Source organism: Mycobacterium sp. E802, from assembly GCF_001666875.1.
Lineage (GTDB): Bacteria > Actinomycetota > Actinomycetes > Mycobacteriales > Mycobacteriaceae > Mycobacterium.
Genome location: NZ_LZJD01000040.1, coordinates 1 through 12,116, shown reverse-complemented (window position 1 = coordinate 12,116; position 12,116 = coordinate 1). Strand labels below are relative to the sequence as shown.

Genomic DNA, 12,116 nt, shown 5'->3' with positions numbered 1-12,116 from the left:
CAAAGTACTTGCGCACGTGAACACCGCACGCGCGCAGGGTTCCTGAGAACGCGCCACGCTCGTAGACTCAGAGCGTTATGACGACCCCGTCAAGCGCGTACGGCGGCGGGTGGCGACATCAGCCGCATGCGATGACCACGCTTGATCACCGGCTCAGCCGACGACAGGCGCGGCAGATGAGTCGGCGGTTCGCCGGGGTCGGCGTCGCGATCGACGCGGCCCGGCTTCGCCAGATCTCCTCCGGCGCGCCCGCGGCCAACGCCGAATTGACGAACGTCGAATTCGCGGTGGTGGCATGCGAACTCATGCAGGATCAACACCTCTCGAGGCTCACCCGCGGTAAACAGCATTGCCTGGAGTGGCTCGTGGTCCTCATCATGGGCCTGATCATGTTCGGCGCCCTGGTATGCGCCACCGTGCTGATGTTGAGCCTGATGTCGCACTCGACACCGTTCTGAGCCGATGGCCGGCCTCAGTCGAACGCCACGCTGAAGTACTGCGTCTCCTGGAACTCGCGCAAGCCGTCACGGGCTCCTTCACGGCCGAGCCCGCTCTGCTTCATTCCACCGAACGGCGCCGACGGATCGGACACGATTCCCCGGTTGATGCCGACCATGCCGACGTCGAACGATTCGGCGAGCCGCACCGCGTCCTGCAGCCGGCCGGCGTAGACGTAAGCCGCCAAACCATATTCGGTGTCGTTGACCAAACGCACGAGCTCGTCCTCGTCTTCCCACACCACGACCGGCGCGACGGGCCCGAAGATCTCGTCGGCCAGGATCGCGGCATCGGGCGCAACGCCGGTCAGCAGGGTCGGTGCGACGAACCATCCCTCGGCGGGCGCCTCGGCCTTGGCGGTGACGACGGCACCGTCGGCCACCGCGGCCTCGACCGCGGCAGTCACCCGCGCCGCGGCGCGCGAGGTGATCAGCGGACCGACCTGCGAGGCCGGATCGGTAGCCGGGCCCACGCGCAAAGCCGTGATCTGAGCACCGAACTCGGCGACGAAGTCATCGACGACGGAGGCATGGACATAGAAGCGGTTGGCCGCGGTGCAGACCTGACCACCACCGCGGAACTTGGCCACCATCGCGCCCGCCACGGCGGCCTCCACGTCGGCGTCGGCGGTGACGACGAACGGGGCGTTCCCGCCGAGCTCCATGCTGGCGTTGACGATCCGGTCGGCTGCCTGCCGCAACAGCACCCGGCCGACGCCGGTGGAGCCGGTGAACGAGATCTTGCGGACCCGGTCATCGCCGAGCCAGGTCGCCACCACGCCGGCCGCGTCGGTGGTCGGTACCAGGTTCACCACACCGTCGGGGACTCCCGCGGCCGACAGGATGCCGGCGATCGCGAGCGCGGTCAGTGTCGTCTCGGCCGCGGGTTTGAGCACCACGGTGCAGCCGGCCGCCAGCGCGGGGGCGATCTTGCGGGTTGCCATCGCAGCCGGGAAGTTCCACGGTGTCACCAGCGCGGCCACTCCGACGGGCTTGTGGGTGACGAGCGTTCGGGTGCCTCCGGCCGGGCCCACCCCGTACCCGCCGTCGGTGCGGACCGCCTCCTCGGCGAACCAGCGGAAGAACTCGGCGGCGTAGCCCACCTCGGCGCGGGCGTCGGTCTGCGATTTGCCGTTCTCCGCACAGACCAGGGCGGTCAACCGGTCGCTGTCGGCGAGCATCAACTCGTAGGCGCGGCGCAGGATGTCGCTGCGCTGTCGCGGGCTGGTCGTGGCCCAGCCGCGGAAGGCGCGGTGCGCGGCGTCCACGGCCGAGCGGGCGTCGTCGGCGGTGCCGTCGGCCACCTCGGCGATGGTCTGCCCGGTGGCCGGGTCGTACACGTCGAACGTGGCGGCGGCACTGTGGGCCTGGCCGTCGATGAGGATGCCGTGTTTGGCGTCGAGTTCGGCAATCACGTCGTGGCTCATCGGATCTCCTCAAAAATGGCAGCCAGCATGTCCAGGCCCTCGTCGAGCAAGTTGTCGGGTATCGACAGCGGGGGCAGGAAACGCAGGATGTTGCCGTAGGTGCCGCAGGTGAGCACCACCAGGCCCTGGGCGTGCGCGGCGGCGGCGATGCGCTTGGTCAGCTCGACATCCGGCTCGATGGTGCCGGGTTTGACGAGTTCGACGGCGATCATGGCGCCGCGGCCGCGGACCTCGCCGATCCGGTTGTCCGTGGCGGCAATGGCCGCCAGCCGGCCGGTCATGGTCTCCTCGATCTGCCGGGCGCGGGCCAGCAGTCCGTCGCGTTCGATGGTCTCGATGACCGCGAGCGCGGCCGCGCAGGCCAGCGGGTTGCCACCATAGGTACCGCCGAGACCGCCGGCGTGCGGGGCATCCATGATCTCGGCCCGACCGGTGACCGCCGACAGCGGTAGGCCGCCCGCGATGCCCTTGGCGGTGACGATCAGATCGGGTACGACGCCCTCGTGCTCAACCGCGAACATCGCGCCGGTGCGGGCGAAGCCCGACTGCACCTCGTCGGCGACGAACACCGCACCGTTGTCGGTACACCAGCTCTGCAGCGCACGCAGGAATCCCGGTGCGGGAACGATGAATCCGCCTTCGCCCTGAATGGGTTCGATCACGATGGCGGCGACATTGTCGGCACCGACCTGCTTGTCGATGAGGTCCAGCGCCCGGGCCGCAGCGGCCGTACCGTCGGTCTCGCCGTCGCGGAACGGGAACGAGGTGGGCACTCGGTACACCTCGCCGGCGAACGGGCCGAACCCGTTCTTGTACGGCTGGTTCTTGGCGGTCATGGCCATCGTGAGGTTGGTGCGGCCGTGGTAGGCGTGATCGAAGACCACGACGGCCTGCCTGCGGGTGTACGCCCGGGCGATCTTGACGGCGTTCTCCACGGCCTCGGCGCCGGAGTTGAACAGCACGCTGCGCTTGTCGTGATCGCCGGGCGTGAGCCGGTTGAGCTCTTCGGCCACCCGCACGTAGCCCTCGTAGGGCGTGACCATGAAGCAGGTGTGGGTGAAGGCGGCCACCTGTTGGGTGACTGCGTCCACGACGGCGGGGGCACTGTTGCCGACGGTGGTCACCGCGATGCCGGAACCGAAGTCGATGAGCTGGTTCCCGTCGGCGTCCACGAGGATTCCGCCGCCGGCTGCCACCACGTAGACCGGCAGTGTGGTGCCGACGCCACCGGCCACTGCAGCGGTTTTGCGGGCTTGGATCTGCTGCGAGATCGGGCCCGGAATGGCGGTGACGAGTCGGCGTTCCTGGGTGACGGCCGCACCCGCGGTTTCGGCGATGGTCACGTTTTCCTCCTGCTGATGGCGGATGTCCAGCATCACGGTAAGCAGCCAGGAGGCGCGGCGATAGTGCCGAGACGCACAGAACAGCGTTGCGTAACTGTGCAAAACTGGCATACATGGTGCTGGTCGGCGATGTCCTGGAGGTGCGCGCTCTCGGACTGCACGCGATTGGCCTCCCCCACGCCGACGCCGCGGTCCGGTGGGTGGCCACCAGTGAACTCACCGACCCGGGCCCGTTCCTGGAGGGCGGGGAGATCCTGCTCACCACGGGTCTGGAAACCGGTGACTGGGACGACGAATGGGACGGCTATGTGCGCAGGCTCGGCGACGCCGGGGTGGCCGCCATCGGCTTCGCGATCGGCCTCACCCACGCGAAGGTTCCCGCCGGACTCCGCGACGCCTGTGGCCGCCACCAGGTCAACCTGCTCGAGGTGCCGCGACGCACCACGTTCGTCGCGATCAGCCGGCACGTCGCGCGACTGTTGGAGGAACACGAGTCCACCGCGGCCCGCGAATCGCTGCGGATACAGCGCAAGCTCATCTCGGCTGCGGCCAAACCGAATCCGGCCGCCGGCGTGGTGACCGCGCTCGCCGGAGCCCTGGACGGTGCCGCGTGCCTGGTGAACCCCGACGGCCGGGTCTCCCGCGGGCCGGTCGGTCCGCGGCGCTCCGAGTTTGCCCTCGACGAGGTCGCCGACGACGTCCGGCGGTTGCAGTCACATGGATTGCGTTCGGCCGCCGCGCAATCCGGCCCGACGCTGTCGGTGTCGGTGCACCCTATCGGGTTACGCGGCCGGGCGACGGCCTATCTGGCCGCGCTGATGCCGGCCCAGGCATCGGAAGGTCAGCGTCAGGCCGTCACCACCGCCGTTGCCCTGTTGGGCCTCATCGACGAACAGGACCGCAGCCGGGTCGCCACCCGGCGGCGTCTCCGCAGCCGCGCCCTGCAACTTCTCACCGAGAATGACCATCGGACAGCGCAATTGGTGCTGGAGGTCGACCAGCCGTCCGACGTGCTGCCGAGGCGCATGCGGTTCATCCGGGCCGTCGGTGACGCATCCGCCGTCGAGGATGCGACGGCAGCGCTGGAGGACCGCGGAATCCTGGCCGCCGGGTACGCCGGTGAGCTGTGTGCGCTCACCGAACCGTCACGAGCCGAACCCACCGGTGCCCGATTGGCGGACGACGGATTTCTGGTCGGCATCGGCAGTGTGGTCACCCCGACCGACGGGGCGACCGGCTACCGCACGGCCGGGCTGGCCCTGGCTCAGGCCACCGAAGTCTCGGGTGCCGTGGTGTGGGACCGGGTCATCGACGACGGCCCATTGGGTCTGATCGACCCGGGGAAGGCCCGGGCATTCGCCGAACACTGGCTGCACCGGCTGGATCACGAACAGCTGGAGACGCTGCGGTGCTTCCTGCGCCATCACGGTTCTCGACTCAAGGTGGCCGAAGAACTCGGCCTGCACCGCAACACCGTGCGCAATCGTCTGGCCGCCATCGAGGCGGTGCTACCGGGCAAGCTCGACGATCCACAGACCCGGGTGAGCGCCTGGATCGCCCTGCAGTCGATGCCCGACGACCTCAGGCCTTGAAGTAGACGAACTGGTGGCTGGTGACCAGTAGCGCGCCGGCACGGCCGAACAGGTGCGCAGTCTGGTCGAAGTAGCCGCCGGAGAACTTGTGCGCCCGCGCGGTGGCGAGCACGAAGTCATCGCCTTGCGCGGCGAGTTGCTCCTCGTCGGCGTGGAAGTACACCGTGAGCGTCACCGTCCCGGCCGGCACGAACTGGCCGTGCCGCAAGAACACCCGCGGATAGAAGATGTCGCTCACCGAGGTCAGGGCGCTGAAATCCAGTGGCCGCGGCGGGTTGTTGCGGACCCACAGCGTCGTGGTCGAACCGGCCGATTCGGTGGGCTCGTCGTTGGGGTCGGGCATCGCGCCTTCGGCAAAACGCATGTCGTAGTTGTCGAACCACACCACTCCGAACGGTGGCACCGATCTCTGGATGTCTTCGGGTCCGGCCACCTCGGGCGCGGCGATCTCGGTGTCCGACCAGCCCTGGCGCCGTAGACCGAACACCGCGGTGGCGGTGGTCTTGGCCTCCCCGTCCTGGCTCAGTTCGACGATCCAGTGCTGATTGGAGCGGTTGGTCTTGACGCACCGGGTGACGATCTCGAACTCACCGTCGGCGATGGGGGCCAGATAGTTCACCGTCAACGCGATGGGCTGGCCGTGCCGTTGCGGGTGTAGCTCGACCGCGCGCACCAGGGAGGCTGCGGTGATACCGCCGAAGGGCCCGACCATGTTGGCCCACTCGGGGATTGTCCGCCCACGCCACCGGCCGTCGCCGGCTGCTTCGAGGTCGAGCGCCTTGTCGAAGGGATGCACCGGGCCACAGTACCGAGGGTTGCGGGCTACCTCGCCGCAGCGTAGTTCGGCCGGCCCAGGCCCAGCGCCTGCTGGGCGATCATGTTGCGGAACACCTCGAGGGTTCCGCCGTAGATGCCGGTCGGGCCGGCCAGCCGGAAGATGTATTCGGCACCGCCGTCGTCGGCGGCCCAAGCGGTCCCGACGGGCAGGGCCGCCGCCGAGCCGACGATGTCCATCAGGTCCGGGGAGATATCGCGCATGGTCTGGGCGATGGCCACGCGGCCGTACATGTCCGGACTGCTCATCGCGGCCTCCAGGCGGGCGACGGCCCGGCCCAGCCGGTACCGGGATGCCGCGTCGTCGGGGGCGACGGCCGCCACCCGGTCGAGCACCTCGGCCGTCAACGTGATGTGTTCGGTCATCGTGGCGAGCTTCTGCAGGCCGCGGGTCTCGCGTTCGAAGGTGCCGTGTTCGAGTTCGAGGGCACCGCGCAGTACCGTCCACCCGCCGTTGACCTCGCCCACGCGGTAGCGGTCGCTCACCCGGACATCGCTGTAGTAGGTGATGTTGGTGCGGTCCCCGTCGACGGTCCGGATCGGTTGGATCTCGACGCCAGGCGAATCCAGCGGCACCAGAAACATCGTCAGGCTCTTGTGCTTGGGTGCCGACGGATCGGTGTTGGTCAACAGGAAAACGTACTGGGCGTTGTGGGCGTTCGAGGTGAACATCTTGGACCCGTTAACGATCCAACTGTCGCCGTCCCGGACCGCGCGAGTCTTACAGGTCGCCACGTCGGACCCGCCCTCGGGCTCGGTGTAGCCCAGGCACAGTCGCAGCCTGCCGTCCAGCACACCGGGCAACACTTCGTCGAGCAGCTCGGGTGTGGCGAACTTCTCCATGGTGTGCGCCACCATCGCGGTCGTGCCCCAGTGGAACCACGGGGTGTGGGCCCGGCCGATCTCCAGTTCCCAGATCCGGCGCCGGACCGCGCTGAACCCGCCGTCGACCTCGGCCCGATAATCTCCGGCCAGATATCCGGCCGCGCCCAAGGCCAGATGCACTGCCTCGTCGAAATTCTCGCCGGTCTCGCGATCACGCTGGATCACCTCGTCGGTGACCACCTCGGCGAGGAATGCCCGCAGCTCATCGCGGAACGCCAGGTCGTCCCCGGAGAGCTCGACGTGGGAGAAGTCCATCAGGACACCGTGACATTTTCTGGATCATTTGTAAAGACGACGTCCTGTCGCCGCAGCAGCAACAACAGCCCTCCCCCGACCAGTGCTGCGGCGCCGGCCAGGACGAGAAACCCGTCAAAGCTGTTACTGGCAGCCAAGATACGGCTCAGCACGACCGCGCCCAGCGCCGAGGACACCCCGATCACCGCGGACAAGATGCTCAGTACCGTGCTGTACACGTCCAGGCTGAAATGTCGGGCCACCAGATAGGCGATCACATCCCCTTCGGCGCCCCAGGCGGCACCCAGACAGCAGACCGCGACGGTCAACACACCGATGTGGTCCCACGGGGAGGCCACCAGCAGGCAACCGACCCCCGGCAGAGCCATCGCCACCGCGGCGACCACCTGCGCCGGCAACCGGTCGAGGGCCACCCCGCAGACGAAGCGGCCGACGATGACGGCGGTGGCGAACACGGTGATGAGTACCGCGACGGCGCCACCGGCCCCGGCGTCACCCAGCATGATCCCGAGTTGAGTGGTGGTCACCGAGTGGTACAGGTTGCACAGCAGCACACCGAGCAACAGGATCCAGAACACCCGGCTCCCGCAGATGGCCCGATAATTGTTGCCGGTCTTGCGTTTCCGCGCCGACGGCGACGCATACCCGTCACCCCGCGGAATGAGCACCAGCGCGATGACGCCGATCACCGCGATGGTGGCGGCGATCGCCACGCAGCCGGCCCGCCAACCGTAGACCCGGTTGATCACGGCGAGGGCCGGAGAGCCCACGGCGCCCAACAGCGGCGGGCCGGAGATTGCAATGGCCAGGGCCAGGCCCCGGGCGGCCTGGAAGCGGGTGGCGACCAGCCGGCTGTAGATCGCCGGGGTGGTGGTCACCCCGAGTGCGATGAGGACGACGTTGATCGCGAAGTACTGCCAGATCGGACCGGACATCATCGCGTACGCGATCCAGCACAGCGGCAATCCGACGACACCGGCGGCCGCGACCCGGCGCACCCCATACAGGTCGGCCAGGCGGCCGTAGACCGGGAGGAAGACGAAGGTGAGCAACGTGATTGCCCCGGTCAGCGCGAACTCCGAACGGCTCCACCCGAACGCCGCGAGGAACTGCGGCCCCATCGCGGCATTCGTGTAGGCACTCAGGCTCAAGCCGGCGCTGAGTCCGGCCGTGGCCGCAGCCAGAGGTTGCCAATTGGTCCGTAGCTCACCGAAGTAGCTCATAGACCGGTCAGTTTTGCACTGCCAACCGAGCGATCTCGATCGGCCCTCGACGCGGCAGGCAGGTGTGCCACGCGGCGGGGCAGACCAAGACGACGGCGATCCTGCTGAAATATGGTGTCGGAGACTGGAATGCGTTGCACCGCGACCTCTACGGCGAGTTGATCTTCCCGCTGCAGGTGGTGGTCGACCTGTCCCAGCCCGACAGCCCATCGGCACTGCGGTAGGGGCATGCCCGCTATTACGGCCTGCCACAACATCTTCCCATTGACTAGCCAGGCTCTATGTCTAGGATTCCAGCCACATACTGGCAGTAATCCTCGGCGTAAGTGGCTCCAGGGTTGGAGACCTGCCGGGTCTAGCTCGTAGACACCGGGATCGCCGCGGTGTCGTCATCGTCGGCGCGGGGAGTCCGCCGCGAGACCGGCTTGCGGAAGTGGTTGTCCCCACGGGGATAGACCACCTGCGGCCACCAGAACCACCGGCCCAGCAGGGTCGCAATGGACGGCATCAGCAGTGACCGCACGATGAAGGTGTCGATCAGCAGGCCGATGGCAATCGTCGAGCCCATCTGGGCCAGCACGGTCAGGTTGCTCGCCATCATGCCGGCCATCGTCGCCGCGAACACCAGCCCCGCCGAGGTGACGACCCCACCCGTGCCGGCCATGGACCGGATGATGCCGGTCTTCAGGCCCGCGTGGATCTCGTCCTGGAACCGCGAGACCAGCAGCAGGTTGTAGTCCGATCCGACCGCCAGCAGGATGATCACCGACATCAGCATCACCAACCAGTGCACCGGCATCCCGAACAGGTCTTGCCACAACAGCACCGAGATGCCGAACGACGCCGCGATCGAGCTGCCTGCCGTCAGCACGATGGTCAACGCGGCCACCGCACTGCGCGTCAGGATGAGCATGATCATGAAGATCAGCGTCAGCGCCGACACCACCGCGATCATCAGGTCGTAGCGCGCGCCGTCGGACATGTCCTTGTATGTCGCCGCGACACCGCCGAGATAGATCTTGGCGTCCGACAGTGACGACATCTTCAAGGCCTCCTGCGCGGCCTTGCGCTCGGACTCGACCCGTGCGATCCCGTCCACCGTCGCCGGGTCGGTCTGGTGGGTGATGAACATGCGGGCGGACTTACCGTCCGGCGACAGGAACATCTTGAGGCCGCGCTCGAAATCGGGGTTCGTGAAGGCTTCCGGGGGCAGATAGAACAGGTCGTCGTTCTTGGCGTCGTCGAAGGCCGCACCCATCGACAGCGCGGTGTCGTTCATCGCCTGCATCTGGTCGATCAGGGCCTTCTGCGAGTTGTACGACGCCAGCGACAGGTCCCGACTGGTCTCCATCGACGCGATCGTCTGCGGCAGCAGCGCGGTCAATTTCGGTGCGAGGTCAGCGAGTTGGTCGGTGTTGACCTGGACCGCCGAGGTCTTGTCGGTCAGTTCATCGATTCCGTCGAGAGCGTCGAAAACCGAACGCGCCGCGGCGCACATCGGAATGTCGAAACAGTGTGGTTCCCAGTAAAAGTAGTTGCGCAGCGGCCGGAACTGGTCATCGAAGTTCGCGATGTTGTCGCGCATCTTCTTGGTGACCTCGAGCAGTTCGGCCGACTTGGCCGCGGAGTCCTGGGTGAGCTGGGTCTGTTCGAGCGAGAGCTGGTATTGCCTCTTCATGATGTCGATCGAGGTGTTGGTCGCGTCGATCATCCGAAGCTGGTCTTCGAGTTGCTTGCGCTGGAACGGCAGGTTCATATTGCTGGTCTGCCCGGAGATGCTGGTCTGGAACGGAATCGAGCTGTGCTGGATCGGGATTCCGAGCGGCCGGGTGATGCTCTGCACCATCGCGATACCTTCGGCATGCATCACATTGCTCGAAATCTTGTTCAGCACAAGCATGTCGGCGGGATTGCGCATGTCATGGGTGGACTCGACCATCAGGATGTCGGGGTTCATCCTGGCCTGGGAGAAGTGCCGGTCGGCAGCGGTGAAACCGACGTTCACCTTGGCATCATCGGGCAGGTAGTAGCGGTCGTTGTAGGCCGGCTTGTACCCGGGGATGGCCACCACGCCGATCAGCACGATGAACAGGCTGGCCACGAAAATCGGTGCAGGCCAACGCACCACCGCGGTGCCGACCTTGCGCCAGAACTTGCTCTGCGGGGGCCGCTTGGACTCGTACAGCCCGACCCGGCTGCCGAGGTAGAGCACCGCCGGGCCGAGCGTGACCGAGATGATTACGACGACGACCATGCCGATCGCCACCGGTGCACCCATGGTGGAGAAGTAGGGCAGACGCGCGAAGCTGAGGCAGTAGGTCGCTCCGGCGATGGTCAGACCGGAGCCCACGATGACGGGTGCCACCGATTTGAAGGTCGCGTAGTAGGAATCATCCCGGTCCAGGCCCATGCCGCGGTCTTCGCGGTACCGGCCGAAGATGAAGATGCCGTAGTCGGTGGCGGCGGCGATGGCCAGCATGGTCAGGATGTTGCCCGCGAAGGTGGTCAATCCGAACACGTTGTGCATCGCCAGCACGGACACCACGCCGCGGGCGGTCAGCAGCGCCAGGAACGTCAGGAACAACTGGATCAGCGTGGTCCTGATCGACCGATAGACCACCAGCAGCATGACGGCGATGGCGACCAAGGTGATCACGGTGATCTCGGCCAGGCTCGCGTTGCCGATGACGTGCATGTCGTTGGTCAGTGCGGCCGGCCCGGCAACGTACGCCTGCACCCCCGGCGGAGCCTTCGTCTCCTCGATGACCTTGCGGACGGCTTCGACACCCTCGTTGGCGAGCGTCATGCCTTGCTCACCGGCCAGGTTGATCATCACGTAGGACGCTTTACCGTCGGCGCTCTGCGCACCGGCTGCGGTCAGCGTGTCCCCCCAGAAGTCCTGGATGTGCTGGATGTGCTCGGGATCCTGCTGCAGTTTGTGAATGATCTCGTCGTAGTACCGGTGCGCGTCCGGACCCAACGGCTCCTGGCCCTCGACGACGACCATGATCGTGCTGTTGGAGTTGAACTCCTGGAAGTTGGCCCCCATCAACTTCATCGCCTGCATCGACGGGGCGTCCTCGGGCGCCATCGGCGCGGCGTGCAATTCGCCGACGACCTCGAGTTGCGGTGCAATCACATTCACCGCGACCGCGATCGCGATCCAGATCAGGATGATCGGCCACGCCAAGATGCGGAGCAGGTGCGGGAAGGCCGGACGCTTCGGCTTGCCGGTGGACTCGAGCGAGGGGGCGGATGTGGTCATGCGGACTTCACCAGGCAGTAGGTCTGGGCGTTGACGCCATTGGCGGATTGCTCCTCGCGGACAGTGCCGTTGACGGTGACACGGCACCCGATGTGGTCGGCGCTGCTTTCGCTGTCGCTGCGCGCCATCAGGTTCGCGCTGACGGTCGGCAATGTGGTGGACAAGGTGACGGACCAGGGCAGCGGGGCATTGACCGAGTGCACCTTGGCGTCCGGATCGAAATAGCTGATATCGGCGGAAGTTCCGGGCGGCCCGTACACCTCGTACAGGACCACCTTCGGATTGAACTGGACGATCTCGATGCCGGCCCCGGCGTTGGCGTTGAGGTCCTCGGAGCCGAACATCCGGTGCAGTCGTGAGACCACCAGGCCCGAGATCGCCAGCACCACCACGAGAACCAACGGAATCCACATCCGCTTGAACAGTCGGCCGACCGGCGCAGCCCTCACGAACACCTCCCGACAGACCCAGCGGCGAATTAGTTCGAATACCTATGTACAGCGGGGTGAAACTTTACACCCGTCCACAACCCCGGTGGGCCGCAGCCTATTCCTGTGAACTTGCTGACAGAAGGCTTGAAACGGCACCCCGGCCAGCCCGGCCGACATGGCCCCGATTGGCCATCGGCTACCTAGATCAGCTATTCTTATACATAGAATTTCTATGTAATGTCGGGAGGTTGCCATGTCGGTGGAATTCGTCGACACGGTGCTGCCGTGCGTCGAGCAGATCGAACGTGGTGCGCGCCGCCTGACCCACAACCGGTACGACGCCGAAGACCTCGTGCAGGAGACA

Annotated in this window: 9 protein-coding genes and 1 pseudogene; 3 read left to right on the top strand and 7 right to left on the bottom strand. The window is 66.6% G+C overall.

The genetic code is table 11. The features are described 5' to 3' along the window. Positions 1-77: 77 nt before the first annotated feature. Positions 78-458 (top strand): hypothetical protein, encoded by a 381-nt coding sequence (locus tag A5699_RS05815; protein ID WP_067766749.1) that lies wholly within the window; start codon positions 78-80, stop codon positions 456-458. Positions 459-472: 14 nt separating this feature from the next. Here the strand turns inward: A5699_RS05815 and A5699_RS05810 are convergent, their stop codons facing one another. Further along, positions 473-1,924, bottom strand: coding sequence for an NAD-dependent succinate-semialdehyde dehydrogenase (locus A5699_RS05810; RefSeq protein WP_067766746.1), 1,452 nt, complete (start codon positions 1,922-1,924; stop codon positions 473-475). Further along, on the bottom strand, positions 1,921-3,300 hold the full coding sequence (gabT, locus tag A5699_RS05805; RefSeq protein WP_067766743.1) for a 4-aminobutyrate--2-oxoglutarate transaminase: 1,380 nt from the start codon (positions 3,298-3,300) through the stop codon (positions 1,921-1,923). Before gabT ends, A5699_RS05810 begins: the two co-directional genes overlap by 4 nt. Before the next feature lie 80 nt (positions 3,301-3,380). Here gabT and A5699_RS05800 point away from each other — a divergent pair, with 80 nt between their 5' ends. Further along, a complete protein-coding gene (locus A5699_RS05800; protein ID WP_067766740.1) occupies positions 3,381-4,859 on the top strand; it encodes a PucR family transcriptional regulator in 1,479 nt (492 codons plus the stop codon). On the opposite strand, the gene A5699_RS05795 is transcribed toward A5699_RS05800, so the two are convergent. The 3 genes from A5699_RS05795 to A5699_RS05785 are packed head-to-tail and all read right to left on the bottom strand — an operon-like array spanning position 4,849 to position 8,056. Next, complete coding sequence (locus A5699_RS05795) at positions 4,849-5,655, bottom strand: acyl-CoA thioesterase II (protein WP_067766737.1); 807 nt, start codon at positions 5,653-5,655, stop codon at positions 4,849-4,851. The genes A5699_RS05800 and A5699_RS05795 overlap by 11 nt on opposite strands. A gap of 26 nt (positions 5,656-5,681) precedes the next feature. Then, positions 5,682-6,833, bottom strand: a complete 1,152-nt coding sequence (locus A5699_RS05790; RefSeq protein ID WP_067766734.1) for an acyl-CoA dehydrogenase family protein — start codon at positions 6,831-6,833, stop codon at positions 5,682-5,684. Continuing rightward, entirely contained in the window at positions 6,833-8,056 is a 1,224-nt protein-coding gene (locus A5699_RS05785; RefSeq protein ID WP_067766731.1) for an MFS transporter, read from the bottom strand. The genes A5699_RS05790 and A5699_RS05785 overlap by 1 nt, the downstream gene beginning before the upstream one ends. Before the next feature lie 65 nt (positions 8,057-8,121). On the opposite strand from A5699_RS05785, the pseudogene A5699_RS28370 reads away from it, so the two are divergent. Next, positions 8,122-8,256, top strand: a pseudogene (locus A5699_RS28370) (2OG-Fe(II) oxygenase); the annotation flags it as partial. A 155-nt stretch (positions 8,257-8,411) separates the two neighbouring features. On the opposite strand, the gene A5699_RS05780 reads toward A5699_RS28370, so the two are convergent. Both A5699_RS05780 and A5699_RS05775 read right to left on the bottom strand, forming a co-directional pair. Further along, positions 8,412-11,321, bottom strand: coding sequence for an RND family transporter (locus A5699_RS05780; RefSeq protein ID WP_067766728.1), 2,910 nt, complete (start codon positions 11,319-11,321; stop codon positions 8,412-8,414). Then, positions 11,318-11,734 (bottom strand): MmpS family transport accessory protein, encoded by a 417-nt coding sequence (locus A5699_RS05775; RefSeq protein WP_067766790.1) that lies wholly within the window; start codon positions 11,732-11,734, stop codon positions 11,318-11,320. Before A5699_RS05775 ends, A5699_RS05780 begins: the two co-directional genes overlap by 4 nt. Between the last annotated feature and the right edge of the window lie 382 nt (positions 11,735-12,116).

What these genes read in the sequence shown, in the direction of transcription:
- A5699_RS05775 (WP_067766790.1), bottom strand. Translation starts at nt 11,734, where the DNA reads ATGTGGATTCCGTTGGTTCTCGTGGTGGTGCTGGCGATCTCGGGCCTG.
- A5699_RS05800 (WP_067766740.1), top strand. Translation starts at nt 3,381, where the DNA reads ATGGTGCTGGTCGGCGATGTCCTGGAGGTGCGCGCTCTCGGACTGCAC.
- A5699_RS05785 (WP_067766731.1), bottom strand. Translation starts at nt 8,056, where the DNA reads ATGAGCTACTTCGGTGAGCTACGGACCAATTGGCAACCTCTGGCTGCG.
- A5699_RS05815 (WP_067766749.1), top strand. Translation starts at nt 78, where the DNA reads ATGACGACCCCGTCAAGCGCGTACGGCGGCGGGTGGCGACATCAGCCG.
- A5699_RS05790 (WP_067766734.1), bottom strand. Translation starts at nt 6,833, where the DNA reads ATGGACTTCTCCCACGTCGAGCTCTCCGGGGACGACCTGGCGTTCCGC.
- A5699_RS05780 (WP_067766728.1), bottom strand. Translation starts at nt 11,321, where the DNA reads ATGACCACATCCGCCCCCTCGCTCGAGTCCACCGGCAAGCCGAAGCGT.
- A5699_RS05810 (WP_067766746.1), bottom strand. Translation starts at nt 1,924, where the DNA reads ATGAGCCACGACGTGATTGCCGAACTCGACGCCAAACACGGCATCCTC.
- gabT (WP_067766743.1), bottom strand. Translation starts at nt 3,300, where the DNA reads ATGCTGGACATCCGCCATCAGCAGGAGGAAAACGTGACCATCGCCGAA.